Consider the following 18879-nt stretch of genomic DNA (forward strand, 5'->3'; position numbering starts at 1 on the left):
GGCGGGCGGCGGGCCACGATCGCCGAGACGCGGGAGCACCTGGCCGCGGCCCGCGCCTGTCTGGACCGGGTGCCGCTGGCCGAGGAGGCGCGGGGGGATCTGCTGACGCTGATCCCGTACCTCGTGGACCGCACCGGCTGACCCGTGGCCGCCCGCCGGAAGCCGGTGGGCGGCCACGGGCCGTTCTCCGGCACGATGGACTCCGTGAGACCGCCGGGCCTTCGCCCGCGCACCCGACGCCATGACGACGTGAGGACTTCCCCGGCATGACCGCCCTCCCCGCTCCGGTCCGGGCGCTGCTCGTCATCGATGTCCAGTCGGCGTTCGTCGCGGGTGACGCCGCCGTGCCCGACGCACCCCAGCTGCTGGACCGGGTGACGGATCTGATCGGGCGGGCCCGGGGGGCCGGGGCACTCGTCGTGCATCTGCAGAACGACGGCCCGGCCGGGGAGCCCGACGAGCCGGGGACGCCCGGCTGGGAGCTGCATCTGCCCGTGTGCCCCGGCCCGGCCGAGACCGTGATCCGCAAGAGCGAGGACGACGGCTTCGAGGAGACATCGCTGGAGGCCGAGCTGACGACGGCGGGCGTCCGGTCGCTCGCCGTGTGCGGGGTGATGTCGGAGATGTGCGTGCTCGCCACCGCCCGCCGGGCCCTGGAGCTGGGCTACCGCGTCGTCCTGCCGCACGACGCCCACACCACGTACGACATTCCGGCCGCGCCGGACATCAGCGACGTGGTCCCGGCGGCGATGGCGGCGCGGATCGCGGAATGGGCGCTGGGCGACGAGGTGGACATCGTGGCCCGCGCCGCACACGTCACTTTCAGCACCACGAGAACGGCGTGATCGACAAATAGATGGTGATGCCATCCGGTGCGGCGATCGGCGGTGTGCGGTAGGCCGGAAAAGGTGACGGTATAACCGGCGGGATCCGCGCGGAGCGCCGCCGTCATTCCGTGCGACAGCCCCATCAAGGCCTTTCGCCACCTGCCCGAAAAGGGATCGCGGCCATGCGCCGGCCTGTCGGCCGGCCACTCGAACGGCCCTCCACCAGGCGTAATACCCGCGTGGTCGTATGAGCGAGTCACGCGCACGATTTCGCCATATCTCTGCCAAAGTGCACTTCGGCTTTACTCACCGGATTGAACGAAGAGAGCCGTGCGTGCTGCACATGCGTCGTACTGAAGAAAGCCAATTGACGGTCCTTCATTTGGTTCAGCCCGTGGACGGCGGAGTGGCCCGGGTCGTCACCGATCTCGTCAGGGCCCAGGCCGGGTCCGGACTGCGCCCCGTGGTGGCCTGCCCACCGGGGAGCCCGCTGGCCCTCGGGGCGGCGGCGGCGGGTGCCGAGGTCCACGGCTGGTCCGTCACCCGTGCCCCCGGGCCCCGGCTGGCCGGTGAGGTCGCCGCCGCGCGCCGGATCGTCCGCGCGAGCCGCCCGCACGTGGTACACGCCCACAGCGCCAAGGCAGGACTGGCGGGCCGGATCGCGGTACGCGGCCGGGTCCCCACGGTGTTCCAGCCGCATGCCTGGTCGTTCGAGGCCGTCGGCGGGCGCACCGCGGAATTCGCGCTCGGCTGGGAGCGGTTCGGCGCGCGCTGGGCCGATCACATCCTGTGCGTCAGCGAGTCCGAACGCCGCACCGGCCAGGAGGCGGGCATCGCCGCCCGCTGGTCGGTCATCCACAACGGCATCGACCTCGACCGCTTCCGCCCCGGTGGAAGCGGGGACCGGGCGGAGGCCCGCGCTTCGCTGCCCTTGCTGGACGGTGCCGGCCGGGACGCTCCGCTGGTCGTCTGCGTCGGCCGGCTGAGCCGGCAGAAGGGGCAGGACGTCCTGCTGCGGGCCTGGCGGCGGATGCCGGTGGCCGGGGCCCGGCTGGTCCTGGTGGGCGACGGGCCCGACCGGGACGGACTGGAGGAATCGGCCCCGCCGGGCGTGCTGTTCACCGGAGCCTGCGAGGACGTGCGGCCGTGGATCCACGCGGCGGACGTCCTCGTGCTGCCCTCCCGCTGGGAAGGCATGGCCCTGGCCCCGCTGGAGGCGATGGCCTGCGGCCGCCCCGTTGTGATGACCGACGTGAACGGGGCGCGGGAGAGCCTGCCGCCGGGCCACGAGGACCACTGTCTGGTACCGCCGGAGGATCCGGCGGCACTGGCCGCGGCCCTGACCACGCTGCTCACCGAACCGGAACTGCGCGAGGCGGTGTCCCACCGGGCCCTGCGCCATACCCGGGCGGCCTTCGACGTCCGACGGACCGCGGGGGCGGTTGCCGGTCTCTACCAGGAACTTGTCGGCATGTCCGGCCCCACGACGAGGAAGCGCACCGAGCGATGACGATGGAGAGTGCACCGGTCCCCGGTAACGGCCAGGCAACAGCCGTGCAGGCTCATACGGTTCATCCGCCGCGAAGAAGCGGTGGCGGTGCGCGGGCGCAGCCCGGTGAGCGCCGGGCCGTCCGCTACGGCCGTCTCGCGCCGCTCCTGTGCGCGGACGCCGTGGCCCCGCCCGTGGCGTTCGCCCTGGTGGTCCCGGTCTCGTGGCCGTGGCCGCTGGTGGCCGTCCAGGCCGTGGCCCAGGTGCTGCTCTTCGCCCAACGCCGCCTGTACGGGATGCGGTTGTCCCCCTCGGTCCTCTCCGAGCTGCCCGCGCTCCTCGGTCTCGCCCTTCTCCAGTGGTACGTGACCATGGAGGTGCTGGACGCCTGGGCCCCGCAGCAGGCGATCGGCTGGGCGGTGCTCGCGTACGGGGCGGGCGTGCAGACCGTACTGACCTGCGCGGGACGCGCGGCCGTGTACCGGGCGCGGCGGCGGGCCGCCGCCCGCCGCCCGCTGTCCACGCTGGTCGTGGGCCAGGGGCCGCCGGCCCGTCAGGTGACGGCGGCGCTGTACGACCACCCCGCGTACGGGCTGCGGCCGGTCGGTCTGGTCGCCGCCCCGGCGGCCGGGGAGGAGAAGCAGACGACGGACGTGTCGCTGCCGGTCCTGGGCTCGCCCCAGGAGGTGCGACGGGCCATCGTCCAGAACAGTGTGCGGCACGCCATGTTCACGGCGCCGCCCGAGGCCACCCCGGACGGGGCCGCTCTCTTCACTCTGCTCACCGGACACGGCTGCCGGGTGTGGCTGGTCAACGGACCCGGCGCTGTCGCGGAACCCCCGGTGGGAGGCCGCCCCGATCATCTGTGGGGCTTCACCGCACAGCCCCTCCACGACAGGACGAACCGTCCCGTCGGCCACGGGGTGAAGCGGGCGGTGGACGCCGTCCTGGCCACGGTCGGACTGCTGCTGGCCGCCCCGGTGATGGCGGCCTGCGCCCTGGCCGTGCGCCTCTCCGACGGGCCGGGCGTGATCTTCCGGCAGGAGCGGGTCGGCCGGCACGGACGTCCCTTCGTCCTGCTGAAGTTCCGTACGCTGCGGCCCGCCGACGTCCAGGAGTCGGCCACCCGCTGGAACGTCGCATCCGACGGGCGGATGAGCCGGGTCGGCCGCGTGCTGCGCCGGACGTCGCTCGATGAGCTGCCACAGCTGTGGAACGTCCTGCGCGGCGACATGAGCATGGTCGGGCCCCGACCCGAACGCCCCTACTTCGTGGCGCAGTTCAGCCGCGCCCATCCCGGCTACCAGGCCCGCCACCGGATGCCGGTCGGCATCACGGGTCTGGCCCAGGTGAACGGGTTGCGGGGCGACACCTCGATCGAGGAGCGGGCCCGTTTCGACAACCGCTACATCGAGACCTGGTCGCTGTGGCAGGACGCGTGCGTGCTGGCGCGGACCGCGGGCGCCCTGTTCCGGCTCGGAGGCAGCTGATCATGGCCGCTGTCCTGACCCCGCCCGCGCCGACGCCGCCGGCCGGGACCCGCTTCCCCTCCCGTCCCTCGTGGGGCGGTTGGCGTAGCCGTTGGCCGCTGCTGCCACTGGTCGCGACCGTCCTGCTGCCCGCCCTGCCCCACGGGGCCTCCGGCGGGGGCGGCGGCCCGGCGGTCGGACCGGCCGACCTGGCTTCGGGCCTCGCGGTGCTCGTGTGCGTGGGGCGGCTGCTGTATCTGCGCCGGCGCCCGCTGAGTGCCGCCGCCGCGCTGGTCCTGGGGCTGCCGGCGGTGGGCTTCGCGGTGGCCACGGTCACGGCGGCGGACCCGGCGGCGGCCCTGCCGGGCCTCGTGCGCTACCTGCAGGTCTTCGTCCTCGTGCCGATCGCCGTGTGTCTGCTCCTCCGGGACGCGCACGGGTTCCGGATCGTCGCCGGCTCGCTGGTGCTGCTGGCGGCGGTCCAGGGCGTCACGGGCGTGCGTCAGTACGTCACCGGGACCGGCGCCTCGTACATGGGCGAGGACATCCGGGCGGTCGGCACCTTCGGCCCCAGCGACATCATGGGAATGGCGACCGTCGTCGCCTACGGGCTGCTCGCCGCCGCGGCCTGCGCCCTGCGCACGCCCGGCAGCGCCCCGGCCTGGCTGCGGGCGTGCGCCGCCGTTCTCGCCGTCGCGCTGATCGTGCCCCTGGCGCTGTCGTTCAGCCGGGGCGTGTGGATCGCCACGGCCGCCGCGGTCCTCGTCGCCCTGGCGCTGACCGGGCGGCGGCAGGCGCTGACCTCGCTGGCCGTGCTGGGCGCGGCCGGGGTGGTGGTGGTCGGCGGGTTCGGCATCGGTTCCGAGATGATCGCGGACCGGGCCGCCAGCGTGACCCGGGTGACCAGCACCCCGGACCGGTCGGTCAGCGACCGCTACGCGATGTGGAGCGCGGCAGGCGCGATGTGGCGCGAGCAGCCGGCCGCCGGGGTCGGCCTCAAGGGCTTCCCCGACCACCGCGACGGACACGCCTCGATCGGGCTCTCCTCCGGCAGCGACACCGCCGGGGCCGGCCAGGGGTTCCGCCGGCAGGCGCTCCTGTCGCCGCACAACATGTATCTCCTCGTCCTCAGCGAGCAGGGCCTCATCGGCCTGACCGCGCTCGTCGGCAGCTGGGCGGCGATCCTGGTGGGCGCGATCCGCAGACTGCGCCTCGCACGCTCGCGCGGACACGCGGCCCTGGACTGCGGTCTGGCGGCGGTGGCCCTGATGACCTGGCAGAGCGTCAACTTCCTGTACGCGGACATCGGCGGGCCCACGACGGTGCTGAGCGGCGTCGTCCTGGGGCTGGCCGCCTGGTGGGCGCTGGCCGAGCCGGACCGGGTGAGCGCCGCATGAGCGACACCGGTACGGGGACGGAGGCCGAACCGCGCCCGGCGGACGCGGCACCCGCCCCGCAGCTCCTCCCGGCACCCGGGTCCGGCCCCGGGGGGCCCGTCGCCCCCGGCACCGCGCCGGAGTCGGACAGCGGCGAGGCACCCCGGCTCGGGGCCTTCCTCGCCCGCGCGGCGGCGGCCACGGCGGTGCTGACCGTGCTGGGGGCCGTCCTCGGTCTGGTGCGGGACCAGGCCATCGCCCGGTACTTCGGGGCGAGCGACGCCAGCGACGCGTTCCTCATCGCCTGGACCCTGCCCGAGATGGCGGCGACGCTGCTGATCGAGGACGGCATGGCGCTCCTCCTCGTCCCCGCGTTCAGCCTCGCCCTGACCGGACGCGGGGCGACCGGGGGAGAAGGGGCATCCGACCCCGTACGGGATCTGGTGGCGGCCACGCTCCCCCGCCTGTGCCTCCTGCTCTCCGGCGGCGCGGCCCTGCTGATCGCGGGCGCCCCGTGGGTGGTGGGCATTCTGGCCCCGGGCCTCGCCGATCCCCGGCTCGCGGTGGACTGCACCCGGCTGACCGCGGTCACCGTCCTCACCTTCGGAATCACCGGCTACTTCAGCGCCGCGCTGCGCGCGCACCGCAGCTTCCTGCCGCCCGCCGGGGTCTATGTCGCGTACAACCTAGGCATCATCGGGATGACGCTGGCCCTGCACGCGACGTGGGGGGTACGGGCGGCGGCGGTGGGGGTCGCGGTCGGCAGTGCGCTGATGGTCCTCACCCAACTGCCCATGTTCCTGCGGCTGGTGCCTCTCCGGCGCCCCCGGCTGCCGAGGTTCGGGCGGCTGCGGCGGCGGGCCGTGCGGACCACTCCGCTGCTCGGCTTCGCGGTCCTGGCCCCCGTGGTCCTGTTCGTGGTGAGCCGTCAGTCCCAGGTACTGGTGGAACGGTTCCTGGCCTCCACCCTGCCGGCGGGCGCGATCTCGCATCTGAACTACGCGCAGAAGGTCGCGCAGATGCCGATGGTGCTGTCGCTGATGATCTGCACGGTGACGTTCCCGGTGGTCGCGCAGGCCATGGCCGCCGGGGACCGGGAGAAGGCCCGGCGCCGGGTCGAGCGGGACCTGGCACTGGCCGGGATGGTGGTGCTGCTCGGCACGGCGGTCGTCCTCGGTTACGCGCCCCAGATCATCGAGGTGCTCTTCCAGCGCGGCGCGTTCGACGTCTCGGACACCGATTCCACCGCCCAGGTGATGCGGGTGTACGCGCTGGGGTTGCTGGGGCACTGTCTGGTCGGCGCGCTGAGCCGGCCGTTCTTCTCGTCCGGGCGGCCCACCTGGTTCCCGGCGTTCGCCATGGGCACCGGGCTGCTGGTGACCATGGGTGCCGGGTACGCGCTGACGTACCGCTTCGGCGTGGACGGCATCGCGACCGCCAACGCGATCGGGATCAGCACGACGGCGCTGCTGCTCCTCATGGGCCTCGGCACCCGGGTGGTGCCGATCCGGACGCGGGCCGTGGCGCTGTCGCTGGGCCGGCTCACCGGGGCGTCGCTGACGGCGGGCATGGCCGGCTGGGCGTGTGCGCCCCTCGTCCCCGACGCGGTGCTGAGTCTGGCCGCCGGGTGTCTCCTCGTCCCCGCCGTGTTCTTCCTGACCGGGCTCGCCCTGCGCTCGCCCGAGGTCGCAAACCTGCTGGCACTCACCCGACGGAGGTTCCTTGATGGCCGCTGAATCCTCGGCACACCGCGCCGACGCCCGCTCCTCCCGGCTCCGCCCGCACACCCGCCGTCAGCCGTGGATCCTCACGTATCACTCGGTGACGGATCCGAGCGACGATCCGTACGGCATCACCGTCTCCCCCGAGCGCCTCGACGAGCAGCTGTCCTGGCTGCGCAGCCGGCGGCTGACGGGGGTGGGGGTGTCCGAGCTGTTGCGCGCGGGGGCGGCGCGGCGGCGCGGGCTGGTCGGGCTGACCTTCGACGACGGGTACGCGGACTTCCTCGGCGAGGCGCTGCCGGTGCTGCGCGAGCACGGCTGCCGGGCGACGGTCTTCGTGCTGCCGGGCCGTCCCGGCGGGGACAACGCGTGGGACCCGCTCGGCCCGCGCAAGCCTCTGCTCACCCACGAGGAGGTCCGGCGGGTCGCCGCCGCGGGCATGGAGGTCGGCTCGCACGGCCTGTTCCACCAGGACCTGACGGCGCTGTCGGACGAGGAGCTGCACCGGGAAACCGCCCACAGCCGGGAGCTGATCGGCGATCTCACCGGCGCGCCCCCGGAGGGCTTCTGCTATCCGTACGGCATCCTCGACCGCCGCGTCACGAAGGCCGCGCGCACAGCGGGTTACGGCTACGCCTGCGCGCTGGCACCCGGCCCGCTGCTCAGCCGGTTCGCCCTGCCCCGCACCCACATCAGCCAGGCGGACCGGGGGGTGCGCCTGTGGGCGAAGGATCTGCGGCACGGGCTGCGCCAGGTGGCGGCGCCCGGTGCGGGCTCGCGGGTCGCCGGGCCGGTGCGGGCGGGCGGCCCGCGGTGAGGGCGCTGCACGTCATCACCGGGCTCGGGGTCGGCGGCGCCGAGCGGCAGTTGCGGCTGCTGCTGCGCCATCTGCCGGTGGAGTGCGATGTCGTGACGCTCACCAACCCGGGGGCGGTGGCCGAGGAGCTGCGGTCCGACGGAATCCGGGTGACCCACCTGGGGATGCGCGGCAACCGGGACCTGTCGGCCGTCGGAAGACTGGCCAGGCTGATCCGGGACGGCCGCTACGACCTGGTCCACACGCATCTGTACCGGGCCTGTGTGTACGGCAGGGTCGCGGCCCGGCTCGCCGGGACCCGGGCCACCGTCGCGACCGAACACTCCCTGGGGCGTGCCGAGATCGAGGGCCGCCCGCTCACCCGGGGCATCCGTGCCCTCTACCTCTCCACCGAACGCCTCGGCTCGGCGACCGTCGCCGTCTCCTCCACCGTGGCCGGCCGGCTGCGGGACTGGGGGGTGCCCGCCGACCGGATCCGGCTGGTGCCCAACGGCATCGACGCGGACCGGTTCCGCTTCGACGGGGAGCGCCGGGCATCCGTGCGGGCGGAACTGGGCATCCCCGACGAGGCGTTCGTCGTCGGGGGGGTCGGGCGGCTGGTGCCGGGCAAGCGGTTCGACGTGCTGATCCGCGCGGTCGCCGCCCTGCCCGGCGCCCGGCTGCTGCTGGCCGGGGACGGACCGGAGGCCGGGGCGCTGCGGGCGCTGTCCCTGCGTCTCGGGGCCGTGGACCGGATCCGGTTCCTCGGGGAGTGCGACGAGGACGGGGACGGTCCGGTCCCGGGTGTTCCGGCACTGCTGTGCGCCCTGGACGTATTCGTCTCCACGTCCCGCGAGGAGTCCTTCGGCCTTGCCGCCGTGGAGGCGCTCGCCGCCGGACTGCCCGTGCTCCACGACGCCTGCCCCGCCATCGACGACCTGCCCGCCGCCCACGCCCCGGGGGCCACCCGGATCGCCGGGAGCCCCGAGGAGCTGACGGCCCGGCTGCGGCAGCGGATACAGGCCCGCGCGGACCGGCAGCCGCCGCCCCGGGCCGTCGGCCACTACGACATCAGGCGCAGCAGCGAGCGCCTGATGGACGTGTACGCGTACGCCCTCGACACCGCCCCACCGAACCGGAGAGCCCTTTCATGACCGAGTCACCCGAGCAGCAGCGGCATGTCGTCGTCCGTCGGCTGCGCACCGCCCTCACCCGGCTTCCGCACTGGTGGCCGCTGCCCGTCTGTGTGCTGATCGGCACCGCGTCCGGCCTCTCGTACGGCGCGCTCGCCGCGCCGCAGTACGAGGCCACCAGCTACGCGATGGCGGTCGCCGAAGGGGAGACGAACCCCTCGGCGGCGCTGGGGTACGCCCAGTCGTACGGGCGGCTGACGACGAGCGACGCGACGCTCTCGTACGCCCAGGGTGCGGCCGGCGAGCCGGTGCGCGAACTGCGGTCCCACGTCCAGTCGGAGACCTCCCCCGACTCACCGATGATCGCGGTGACGGGCACATCCGAGGACCGGCACAGGGCGGCCGACATCGCGAACGCGGTCATCGAGGCCGTCATCGTGAGCAGCGGCCATGTCTCCGAGGACACCGGGGTGAAGCTGATCAAGTTCACCCATGCGATGACGCCGGACCGGCCGGTCTCGCCGTCGGTGCCGCTGGGCACCGCGGTGGGGGCCGCCGCGGGTGGTCTGCTGGGCGGTCTCGTGCTGCTGGTGCGGCCGCGCCGGGCGGGCTGGAGCGTGTCGGCGCAGGTGCCCGGTCCGACGGCCGAGGGCGGCAACGTGGCCCAGGACGAGCGGGAGCTCGTCCGATGACGGCGCACCGGGCGGGCGGCCTCGCGGTGACCCTGTGCCGGGACTTCCGGGAGTTCGGCGCGCTCGCCGGGGAGTGGGACGCGCTGCACCGCCGCTGCGCCACCGCCACCCCGTTCCAGAGCCACGCGTGGCTGCACTCGTGGTGGCTCTCCTACGGGCAGGAGGGCCGGCTGCGGGTGCTGCTGGTCCGCCGGTCGGGGCGGCTGATCGGGGCGGCGCCGCTGATGCTGGTGCACCGGCCGATGCCGCTGCTCGTCCCGATGGGCGGGGCCGTCTCCGACTTCTTCGACATCCTCCTGGACGAGGAGGAGGCCGGGTACGCGGTGGGGGCGCTGGGCCGCGGTCTGGACCGGGCGGCCCGGCACACCGTGGTGGACCTGCGGGAGGTACGGCCGGACGCGTCGGCGCAGTTGCTGTTCGGGCGGTGGCCGGGGGCCCGGAGCCGGCTCACGGACTCGACGTGCATGGAGCTTCCCGCCGAGCCGCTGGACGACCGCGTGGCGCGGCTTACCGGCTCGCGGGGTCAGCGGCTGCGCTCGAAGCTGCGCAAGGTCGACGCCCTGGGCGTCCGGGCGCACCGGATTCCGCAGGACGGGGTGCCCGCCGCGGTCGGCACGCTGCTGCGGCTCCACGAGCGGCAGTGGGAGGGCCGGGGGGTCAATCCCGAGCATCTCCGGGCGCGGTTCTCGGACCATCTGATCCGGTCGGTGGGGCGGATGGTGGGGGACGGTACGGCGGCCATGACGGAGTTCCGGCTGAACGGCGAGGTGATGGCGTCCAACCTGTCGTTGCAGTCCGGGCATCTGACGGGCGGCTATCTGTACGGCGCGGATCCGGCGTTGCGCGAGCGGAAGGTCGATGTGTCGACGATGCTGCTGCGCGAGGTCGCCCAGCAGGCCTCGGACGACGGGCGCGAGGTGCTGAGCCTGCTGCGCGGTGCGGAGAGTTACAAGAACCACTGGGGGCCGGTGCCCGTGGTCAACCAGCGGCTGCTGCTGGCCCGCCCGGGTCTTGAGCCGCTGCTGCGGCTGCGCGAGTCGCAGGTGGCGGCACGGGAACGGGCGGTGGAGACCGTGAAGGCCCGGTTCCCGGCGGCGCGGGACTGGCACGAGCGGCTGACGGGGCTTTCGGTGATCGGGCGCTGACGCCCCGGGCGTACGCCGGACAGCGGCGTCGGAGATATCACCTATGCACTGATCCGTTACCGTCCGGCGTCTGCCGCGTTGACAGGGGGTGCGGGCCTCGCGTCCGCAGCACACCCCCCCCTTCTTTACAAGGAGTTCTGAATGTCTCGTATGACGAAGGTCGCCGCTGTCATGGCCGGCACCGGCGCCCTGATCGCCGGCGGCGCCGGCATGGCGTCCGCGGACGCCGGTGCGCAGGGCCTCGCCGCCGCCTCCCCCGGTGTCGCTTCGGGCAACCTGGTCCAGGTCCCCGTGCACGTGCCGGTGAACCTCTGCGGCAACACGATCAACGTGATCGGCCTGCTGAACCCGGCCTTCGGCAACACCTGCGTCAACGCCTCCGGGGGCCACGACAACGGTGGCGGCGGGGACTACGGCTACGGCCGCTGATCTCCCGTAGTTCCGGAACGGCCGGCTCCCTCCTCCCGGAGGGGCCGGCCGTTCCTCCGTCCGGGCTCAGGCGTAGCGGTAGATCGTGCTGTGGTCGAGGAGTTTCCTCGGAGTCACTCCCCAGGGGGGCATCGCCTCGTCGAGGCCGAAGACGTAGGCGCGGTCCGGGCCGGGCGACGCGGGCTTGCGGCCCGGCAGGTAGGGCGACTTCGGGTGGGCCTTGCGCCACCGGTCCCACAGCAGGTCGATGAAGGAGTGGTGCAGCCAGAACACCGGGTCCTCGGGGGAGGCCGCGCCCGCCATCGGGCCGCCGACCCACTGGTGGACCTGGTTGTGGAGACCCACGGTCCGTACGCCCCGGATCCCCCACCCCTCGACGCGGTTGCGGAAGCCCTCGGTGCTGATGCTGTTCCAGGGCTCCGTGTCGTAGACGGGGTCCTCGAGTGCGCGGACGACGTCGTTCCCGGTGGGGAGGGAGACCGGGTTCCGGCCAGGCCTGCCGAAGTTGCGGGTGAGGTAGTGCTCGTCGGTGACTCCCCTTCCGACGCTCCAGTTGCCCGCCTCGTAGGCGAACGCCCCGGTGGTGACCTGGCGGTCGCCGGGCCTGCCGTTGCCGCCGAGGAGGTCCTCCGCCCACAGTGAGGACGTCGGCCTGTTGTCCTGGGTCCAGTCCCAGTACGGGACGCTGACGCCCGGGTCGACGCCCTGGAGCGCCTTCTCGAACTCCAGCAGGTACTGGCGGTGCCAGGGGAAGAACGAGGACGTCATGTGCGCCGGACGCGGCCGGCGCTCGGTGTCCATGACGTAGTACTCGCGGTGCATGACGACGAAGTCGTCGTAACGGCCGGAACGCTTCAGCTTCAGGATCGCGTCGACGAGCCGGCGCTTCTCGGTGCGCGTGAGGTCGCGCTGGTTCTTGCGGGTGTACACCGGTGCTGGTCCTCCTGGTTCACATGTGGTGCGCGGCGGGGGGCGCGAGTCGGGCGTTGCCGAGCTCGTCGACGGCGGCGCGGGCCGTCTCCAGCAGCGTCGGGTACGACTCGTAGTGCCGGACGTCGCTCAGGTAGGTGCCGTCCGCCCGCCTCATGACGTGCAGTGGCCTGCCGTCGATGCGGATCTCGGTGACCGGCTCGGCGGCGACCGCCACCCGGTCGTCGTCCGAGGCGCCGGCCGGGACGACGACGGTCGCCGTCCCCCGGATCTCCCGGCCCCGGTACATCTCGGCGAACTCTTCGGTCGTGGCGCCGGGTCCGGTCCCGGGCGCCTCGGGTCCCGGTGCGGGCCGGGCCGCGGTGGTCTGCTCACGGTCGAGCAGCGGGAACAGGGCGCCCGCGGTGCCCGTGACCACGGCTGCGGTGAAGGCTCCGCGCAGGACGATCCGGCGGGAGGGAATGCGGGTGCCGCCCGGTTTCGCGGGGGTGGGGCTCATGAGATGACGACCTGCCTCTCGTTGACTCGTCTCGTTAACTCGTCCGAGGTGCTTCTGATGGCGATGTTGACAACGAGGAGGTGGCGAAACAGTTCTCGTGCGTGCGGCGTACGGTGCACGGACGGCGGCCACGTTCCGTCAAACGCGTGAGGGTGCGGGGCCATCGGCGGCGACGGGCCGCGTCGGGAGGGCCCTCGCGCCCTGCGGACCGGAACATGGCCTGGCGAACCGTGGAGGTGACGGGCATGACCGTTCCGTACCAGCTGTCCGGGGACCGTGTGCTGCGCGCGGCGGACTTCGATCTGGCCGACCCGGCGTTCTGGCGGTTGCCGCGCCCCGAAAGGCTCCGGGCGTTCGCCCTGCTGCGGGAGCTGGACGCGCCGGTCCTGTTCACTCCCCGGCCCGGTACCGCGCGTACCTCCGGCAAGCCGTTCCACGCCCTGGTGCGCCATGCCGACGTGCGGACCGCGAGCCGCACGCCCCAGGTGTTCGCGAGCGCCCCGGGGGTCACCACCCCGGAGCCGGCCGGCTGGGCGAAGGCCCTGTTCGGGAATTCGATGGTCAACATGGACGGGCCCGAGCACGCGGCGCTGCGCCGGATCATCTCGCGGCGGTTCACACCGCGGCTGCTGGCGGACGTCGAGGAGAACGTCGGTCTGCTCGCCGGGCGGCTGGTGGACGAGCTCATCGCCGAGCGACCCGGGGACTTCATGCCGTCGGCGGCCTCGCGGCTGCCGCTGGAGGTGATCTGCGACCTGATGGGCATCCCGAAGGCGTACCGGGCGCGGGTCGCGGAGCAGATCGACCACGCCTCCGAACACGTCGGTGTGGAGCGCCGGGGCCGGGCCCGGCTGCGGATTCCCGGCCGGGGGCTGGCTTCCCTGGCCCGGATGCAGTGGGTCATGGGACGGCTCGCCCGGGAGCGCCGAGGTCACCCCGAGGACGACCTCGTCTCGGCGCTCGTGCGTGCGGACATCGACGGCGAGGCACTGTCCGGGCGGCAACTGGGGGCGTTCTTCTCACTGCTGCTGGTTGCCGGGGTGGAGACGACCCGCAACGCCATCGCGCACGGGCTGTTCCTCCTCGACCGGCATCCGGAGCAGCGGGAGCTGCTCCGGTCCGACTTCGACCGGTACATCGACGGCGCCGTCGACGAGGTCGTCCGGCATTCCACGCCGATCATCCAGTTCCGCAGGACCGTCACCGCCGCATGTGAACTCGGCGGCCGCACGTTCCTTCCGGGGGACAAAGTCGCCCTCGTCTACGCGTCCGCCAATCGCGACGAGGCGGTCTTCACCCATCCGGACCGCTTCGACATCACCCGGTCGCCCAATCCTCATCTGGGATACGGCGGCGGAGGCCCGCACCACTGCCTGGGAGCCCATCTGGCCCGAATCGAAATGACGGCCCTTTTCCGGGAGCTGATCGACCGACGGCCCGTCATGTGGAATCTGGGAGATCCGGAACTGGTCGATTCGAATTTCGACAACCGTGTCGGCTCCCTACCGTTCACGTTCGGCCCCACACTCACCTGAACGGCACGCCCGCAACGCCGAATACGATAAATGGACTCCTGCGCATGCCGCCGGTGCCTGATGATGAAAGTCTCTCCCTATCAGGCCGAAACCGGCCGCAATTCCCCGCAGCCAGGAGGAGCAATGCCGGCAAAGCGCCGTCTCATCGTTTCGTGCATCGCGGCGACTGCTCTCAGTCTCCTGGCAGGAGGCGGCATCGCCGGCCAGCCGCCGCCGGGCACCGATTCCGTCGACGGTGCCGCCCCCGGCCCACCGGGCGCGGGAAGCGGCACGGCGCACGGCGCGTATCTGGACTACGGGCCCGCCGGGGTCCGCAGGATGGCCGATCTGTCGCGCTGGCTCGGCGGGGCGGAGCTGCGGGTGGGGCACACGTATCTGCCGGGCGATCTGTGGGTGAACATCGAGGGCGCACCCGATTTCCTGGACGCCTGGGCGGACTGGAGACAGGCGGACCAGGACCGGATGTTCGTCCTCAACGTGCCGATGCTGGAGCGCAACGAGGAGCGGGTCCCGGACGACGAGGTGCGCACCCTGCTCCGGGCGGGCGCGGCCGGGGACTACGACCAGCACTTCACGCGGCTCGCGGAACGTCTGGTGGGGCTGGGTGTTCCGGACACCGTGATCGTGCTCGGCTGGGAGATGAACGGCACCACGTACACCCATCGGTGCGGTCCCGATCCCGCGTCCTGGAAGGCGTACTGGGAGCGGATCGTCACGGCGATGCGCGCGGTTCCCGGTCAGGAGTTCCGCTTCGACTTCACGCCGAGCCGAGGGCTCGACGCGGTGCCGTGGACCGAGTGCTACCCGGGCGACGACGTCGTCGACATCATCGGGATGGACTCCTACGACCAGCCTCCCGGCGAGACCTTCGACGACCAGGTCACCGACCCGTACGGGCTCCAGAAGCACGTCGACTTCGCCGCGGAGCACGGCAAGCCCATCTCGTTCCCGGAGTGGGGGCTCTTCCGCAACGGCGACAACCCCGCATACATGCGGCGGATGCTGGAGTGGATCGACCGGCACGAGCCGCTGTACCAGACGGTCACGGACTACTGCCCGCACGGCGTCTGGCAGTGCAGGAGCAATCCGCGGTCCTCGAAGGTGTTCCGGACGATGCTGACGGAGATGGCCGCGCCCACCGAGCCCGTGCCCAGTCCGACACCCACGCCCACACCGACGGATCCGGCCCCGTCCCCGTCGGTCCCGCCGTCCGCGCGGCCGTCCCCGGTGGCCCCCTCGCCCACACCGCCGGAGACCGGGGCGCCACCCGCCCGCAGGTGGTGCGTCACCGTGCCGTTCGGCGACTGGCTGGGCCAGTGGCTCAAGGAGCGCAAGATCTGCTTCCGCTACTGACGCCGGGCGCGGAAACGGCTCCGGCCCTCCTGTCGGGGCCGGAGCCGTCCACCCACACGGGTCCAGCGCGGGGCAGGGGGACGAGCAACCGCTTGTCACCACCACCAACGCGGGCACGGCCCGCTCCGTCACGCCGCCGAACGAGGGACAGCCCGCGCCCGGACCGCACACCGGGCGCACCGGGCGCGGTCCGGGGCGACGCGCGACCATGGAAACCTACAGAGGGTGGTGAGGTGCAATGGCATCCGCCGATGAGGGCTCCCCGGCGGAGCCCGGCCCGCTGCCCTCCGGGGACGGGCGGCGAACGGCGCGGACGGCCGACGACGCGGCGGCGGTGATCACCGGGGACGGCACGGTCATCGGGTGGACCCGCGGGGCCGAGGCGCTCCTCGGGTATCCGGCCGCCGAGGTGGTCGGCCGGTCCGCCGCCCTGCTGCTCACGGGCCCCCCGGACGCCTGGCGGACGGCCGCGGTGGCCGCCCGCTGCCGGGCCGGTTCGGGGTGGAGCGGGCTGGTCCCCCTGCGAAGCCGGGACGGCCCGTCCCTGGACATCGACGTGCGGGCCACCGCCTCGTTCCCGATCGCCGGGCGGGAGGGCTTCCTGGTGTCCGGGCGGGAACTCACCCCGCACTGGACGATGAGCGGGTCGGTGCTCGACGACTTCCTGACCCGGTCGCCGGTCGGGATGGCGGTACTCGACCCCGACCTGCGCTATCTCTGGCTCAACGACACCCTGGAGCGGTTCGGCGGCGTCCCCCGGGAACAGCGGCTGGGACGCCGGCCCGGCGACGTGCTGCCCGGAGCGCTGGCGGCGCCCATCGAGCGGCTGATGCGACAGGTCCTGTCCACCGGCGAGGCGATCACGGACTACGAGTATCTGGGCTGGAGCTGGGCCGATCCGCACCGCCGACGGGCGTACGCGAGCTCGTTCTTCCCGCTGGCCGACGCCCGGGACCGGCGGATCGGCATCGGCTACATGGTCCTCGACGTCACCGACCGCTGGAACGCGCGCCGGCTGCTCGCGCTGGTGAACGAGGCCGGAGCGGCCATCGGCAGCACCCTGGACGTGCAGTGCACGGCGCAGGAGCTCGCCGATTTCGCGGTGCCCCGGTTCGCGGACTTCGTCTTCGTCGATCTGCTGGAGACCCCGTTCGGCGGCGACCGGCCCGGGGTGGCCCCGCCGGCCGAGGGCGAGCGGCCGGCGATGCGCCGGGCGGGCATGAGCTCGGTGCGGGAAGGCTGCCCGGAGGGGGTCGTACGGGTCGGGGAGACGGTCGACTTCGTGCCGCCGCCGCAGGACGCGCACTTCCTCCTCGACGGCGACCCGGTCCTGCTGCCGGTGCTCGACCCGGAAAGCCACGGGTGGACCGTGGAGCAGCCCGCGCGGGCCGCCCGGCTCCGGGAGTTCGGACTGCACTCCCTGATCTCCGTACCGATGCGGGCGCGCGACACCGTGCTGGGGCTGACCACCTTCATGCGGTCGCGGAATCCGGTGCCGTTCGACGAGGACGATGTGGCGCCCGCCCGGGAGCTGGTGGCACGTGCGGCCGTGTGCGTGGACAACGCCCGCCGCTACACCCGGGAGCACACCGCGGCGCTGGTACTCCAGCGGAGCCTGCTGCCGCACACGCTGCGCGGCGGGACGGCGCTGGACGTGGCGTCGTCGTACCTTCCGGCGGACACGAAGGACGGGGTCGGCGGCGACTGGTTCGACGTGATCCCGCTGTCCGGCGCCCGGGTCGGTCTGGTCATCGGCGATGTCATCGGGCACGGCATCGGGGCCGCCGCGACCATGGGCCGGCTGCGCACCGCCGTACAGACGCTGGCCGACATGGATCTTCCCCCGGACGAGCTGCTGGCCCGCCTGGACGATCTCGTCCTGCGGCTCAGCGAGGAGGAGCAGGCGGGGGGCCCGGCGGAGCGGGGCGGCACGACGGTGGTGGGAGCCACCTGCCTGTACGCCGTCTACGATCCGGCGAACGGCTGCTGCACGATGGCGCGGGCCGGTCACCCGCCGCCGGTGGTCGTCACACCGGACAGCACGGTCAGCTTCCCCGACCTGCCCGCCGGGCCTCCGCTGGGACTCGGCGGGCTGCCCTTCGAGTCCCTGGAGATCGAACTGCCCGAAGGGAGCCTCCTCGGCCTCTACACCGACGGGCTCGTCGAGGGGACCGACAAGGACATCGAGAGCGGAATGGGACGGCTGGGCCGGGCGGTGTCCCGGGGCGGGCTGCCGCTGGAGGATCTCTGTCCGGCGGTGATCAAGGAACTGCTGCCCGTCCCGCAGCCGGACGACATCGCCCTGCTCCTCGCCCGGACGCACGTGCTGAGCCCCGAGCACCTGGTCTCGTGGGATGTGCCCGTGGACCCGGCGGCGGTCGGGGAGACCCGGGCCAAGGTCTCCCGCCAGCTGGAGGCGTGGGGGCTCGCGGACCTGTCGATGACGACGGAGCTGATCGTCAGCGAGCTGGTGACCAACGCGATCCGGTACGCCTCGGGGCCGGTGCGGCTGCGGCTGCTGTTCCAGTCGGCGCTGACCTGCGAGGTGTCCGACGCCAGCAACACCTCGCCGCGGCTGCGGCACGCCAGGACGACGGACGAGGGAGGGCGCGGGCTGTTCCTCGTCGCGCAGCTCGCCCATCGGTGGGGCACGCGCTACACCTCCCGGGGGAAGATCATCTGGGCGGAGCAGCCCCTTCCCTGAACGCTCTGGAGGAAGAGGCCCGCGCCTCGGGCTTCAGGGACGGACCGCCGCCTCCTCGTGGGCGAAGAGGCGGGTCAGCGGGCCGCCGGCCCGGATCAGCTCGTCCCAGGTGCCCTCCTCGACGACGCGCCCGCCGTCCAGGACCGCGATCCGGTCGGCCCTGCGGACGGTGGCCGGACGGTGGGCGATCACCAGGGTCGTCCGGGTCGCGGAGTCCGCCGCGAGCGCCCGGGCCAGTTCCGCGTCGCCCCGGTGGTCCAGATGGGCCGTCGTCTCGTCCAGGACGAGTACGCGTGGGCCGCTCAGCAGCCCACGGGCCAGGGCCACCCGGGCACGCTGGCCACCGGACAGGGTCGCGCCGCGCTCGCCGACGGCGGTGTCGAGCCCGCCGGGCAGGGCGTCGGCGATGAGGTCGACGCCGCAGATCCGGGCCACCGCGCCGACCTCGTCCGCCGTGGCGTCCGGGGCGCCGAGGCGGAGGTTCCCGGCGAGGGAGCCGTGGAAGAGCGGGGCCTCCTGCCCGACCACGGACACGGTGGCGCGCAGGTCCTCCTCTGTGAGGTCCCGCAGGTCGACGGGGTGGGCCGGGTCGGGGGGCACGAGCTCCACGGCGCCGGCCTCGGGGTCCCAGTACCGCGCCAGGAGGTGGGCACAGGTCGACTTGCCCGCCCCGGAGGCTCCGACGAGGGCCACGGTCTCGCCCGGCCGGACGGTCAGGTCGACGCCGTCCAGAACGGCCTCTCCCCCGTAGCCGAACCGTACGCCGCGCAGCCGCAGGCCC

General features: G+C 73.4%; 16 protein-coding genes. 13 read left to right on the forward strand and 3 right to left on the reverse strand.

Going from position 1 to position 18879, the window contains the following annotated elements:
* The first annotated feature begins 266 nt into the window (after positions 1-266).
* The 10 genes from B9S58_RS03710 (at position 267) to B9S58_RS03755 (ending at position 11077) form a co-directional block, all read left to right on the forward strand.
* Positions 267-845: a cysteine hydrolase family protein gene (locus tag B9S58_RS03710; protein WP_103530713.1), complete on the forward strand. Its 579-nt coding sequence runs from the start codon at positions 267-269 to the stop codon at positions 843-845.
* 316 nt (positions 846-1161) lie between these two features.
* Positions 1162-2337 carry a glycosyltransferase gene (locus tag B9S58_RS03715; RefSeq protein WP_103530714.1) on the forward strand — a complete coding sequence of 392 codons (1176 nt, stop codon included), beginning with the start codon at positions 1162-1164 and terminating at the stop codon, positions 2335-2337.
* Positions 2334-3806 (forward strand): sugar transferase, encoded by a 1473-nt coding sequence (locus tag B9S58_RS03720; RefSeq protein ID WP_103530715.1) that lies wholly within the window; start codon positions 2334-2336, stop codon positions 3804-3806. Before B9S58_RS03715 ends, B9S58_RS03720 begins: the two co-directional genes overlap by 4 nt.
* Positions 3807-3808: 2 nt before the next feature.
* The gene (locus B9S58_RS03725) at positions 3809-5182 is read left to right on the forward strand and encodes an O-antigen ligase (RefSeq protein ID WP_103530716.1); all 1374 of its coding nucleotides are present in this window, start codon (positions 3809-3811) and stop codon (positions 5180-5182) included.
* The gene (gene murJ / locus B9S58_RS03730; protein WP_103530717.1) at positions 5179-6897 is read left to right on the forward strand and encodes a murein biosynthesis integral membrane protein MurJ; all 1719 of its coding nucleotides are present in this window, start codon (positions 5179-5181) and stop codon (positions 6895-6897) included. Before B9S58_RS03725 ends, murJ begins: the two co-directional genes overlap by 4 nt.
* Positions 6887-7699 carry a polysaccharide deacetylase family protein gene (locus B9S58_RS03735; protein ID WP_103530718.1) on the forward strand — a complete coding sequence of 271 codons (813 nt, stop codon included), beginning with the start codon at positions 6887-6889 and terminating at the stop codon, positions 7697-7699. Before murJ ends, B9S58_RS03735 begins: the two co-directional genes overlap by 11 nt.
* Entirely contained in the window at positions 7696-8832 is a 1137-nt protein-coding gene (locus B9S58_RS03740; protein WP_103530719.1) for a glycosyltransferase, read from the forward strand. Before B9S58_RS03735 ends, B9S58_RS03740 begins: the two co-directional genes overlap by 4 nt.
* A complete protein-coding gene (locus tag B9S58_RS03745; protein WP_103530720.1) occupies positions 8829-9503 on the forward strand; it encodes a lipopolysaccharide biosynthesis protein in 675 nt (224 codons plus the stop codon). The genes B9S58_RS03740 and B9S58_RS03745 overlap by 4 nt, the downstream gene beginning before the upstream one ends.
* Entirely contained in the window at positions 9500-10648 is a 1149-nt protein-coding gene (locus tag B9S58_RS03750) for a GNAT family N-acetyltransferase (protein ID WP_103530721.1), read from the forward strand. The genes B9S58_RS03745 and B9S58_RS03750 overlap by 4 nt, the downstream gene beginning before the upstream one ends.
* 141 nt (positions 10649-10789) lie before the next feature.
* The gene (locus B9S58_RS03755; RefSeq protein ID WP_103530722.1) at positions 10790-11077 is read left to right on the forward strand and encodes a chaplin; all 288 of its coding nucleotides are present in this window, start codon (positions 10790-10792) and stop codon (positions 11075-11077) included.
* 66 nt (positions 11078-11143) lie between these two features.
* Here the strand turns inward: B9S58_RS03755 and B9S58_RS03760 are convergent, their stop codons facing one another.
* Both B9S58_RS03760 and B9S58_RS03765 read right to left on the reverse strand, forming a co-directional pair.
* Positions 11144-12007, reverse strand: coding sequence for a tyrosinase family protein (locus B9S58_RS03760; RefSeq protein ID WP_103530723.1), 864 nt, complete (start codon positions 12005-12007; stop codon positions 11144-11146).
* A gap of 19 nt (positions 12008-12026) precedes the next feature.
* Positions 12027-12506 carry a tyrosinase family oxidase copper chaperone gene (locus B9S58_RS03765; RefSeq protein WP_103530724.1) on the reverse strand — a complete coding sequence of 160 codons (480 nt, stop codon included), beginning with the start codon at positions 12504-12506 and terminating at the stop codon, positions 12027-12029.
* A gap of 245 nt (positions 12507-12751) precedes the next feature.
* Here B9S58_RS03765 and B9S58_RS03770 point away from each other — a divergent pair, with 245 nt between their 5' ends.
* The 3 genes from B9S58_RS03770 (at position 12752) to B9S58_RS03780 (ending at position 18098) form a co-directional block, all read left to right on the forward strand.
* Positions 12752-14041, forward strand: a complete 1290-nt coding sequence (locus B9S58_RS03770; protein WP_103530727.1) for a cytochrome P450 — start codon at positions 12752-12754, stop codon at positions 14039-14041.
* 123 nt (positions 14042-14164) lie between these two features.
* Positions 14165-15394, forward strand: coding sequence for a glycoside hydrolase family 26 protein (locus B9S58_RS03775; RefSeq protein ID WP_103530725.1), 1230 nt, complete (start codon positions 14165-14167; stop codon positions 15392-15394).
* Between the two features lie 238 nt (positions 15395-15632).
* Positions 15633-18098, forward strand: a complete 2466-nt coding sequence (locus B9S58_RS03780) for a SpoIIE family protein phosphatase (protein ID WP_103530726.1) — start codon at positions 15633-15635, stop codon at positions 18096-18098.
* Positions 18099-18131: 33 nt separating this feature from the next.
* Here the strand turns inward: B9S58_RS03780 and B9S58_RS03785 are convergent.
* A partial coding sequence (locus B9S58_RS03785) for an ABC transporter ATP-binding protein (protein WP_258044179.1) occupies positions 18132-18879 on the reverse strand: 748 nt, incomplete at its 5' end.

Source organism: Streptomyces sp. SM11 (assembly GCF_002910905.1).
Lineage (GTDB): Bacteria > Actinomycetota > Actinomycetes > Streptomycetales > Streptomycetaceae > Streptomyces.

Coding starts and splice junctions, on each gene's coding strand:
- B9S58_RS03710 (WP_103530713.1), top strand. CDS start 267: ATGACCGCCCTCCCCGCTCCGGTCCGGGCGCTGCTCGTCATCGATGTC.
- B9S58_RS03720 (WP_103530715.1), top strand. CDS start 2,334: ATGACGATGGAGAGTGCACCGGTCCCCGGTAACGGCCAGGCAACAGCC.
- B9S58_RS03725 (WP_103530716.1), top strand. CDS start 3,809: ATGGCCGCTGTCCTGACCCCGCCCGCGCCGACGCCGCCGGCCGGGACC.
- murJ (WP_103530717.1), top strand. CDS start 5,179: ATGAGCGACACCGGTACGGGGACGGAGGCCGAACCGCGCCCGGCGGAC.
- B9S58_RS03735 (WP_103530718.1), top strand. CDS start 6,887: ATGGCCGCTGAATCCTCGGCACACCGCGCCGACGCCCGCTCCTCCCGG.
- B9S58_RS03745 (WP_103530720.1), top strand. CDS start 8,829: ATGACCGAGTCACCCGAGCAGCAGCGGCATGTCGTCGTCCGTCGGCTG.
- B9S58_RS03750 (WP_103530721.1), top strand. CDS start 9,500: ATGACGGCGCACCGGGCGGGCGGCCTCGCGGTGACCCTGTGCCGGGAC.
- B9S58_RS03755 (WP_103530722.1), top strand. CDS start 10,790: ATGTCTCGTATGACGAAGGTCGCCGCTGTCATGGCCGGCACCGGCGCC.
- B9S58_RS03765 (WP_103530724.1), bottom strand. CDS start 12,506: ATGAGCCCCACCCCCGCGAAACCGGGCGGCACCCGCATTCCCTCCCGC.
- B9S58_RS03770 (WP_103530727.1), top strand. CDS start 12,752: ATGACCGTTCCGTACCAGCTGTCCGGGGACCGTGTGCTGCGCGCGGCG.
- B9S58_RS03775 (WP_103530725.1), top strand. CDS start 14,165: ATGCCGGCAAAGCGCCGTCTCATCGTTTCGTGCATCGCGGCGACTGCT.
- B9S58_RS03780 (WP_103530726.1), top strand. CDS start 15,633: ATGGCATCCGCCGATGAGGGCTCCCCGGCGGAGCCCGGCCCGCTGCCC.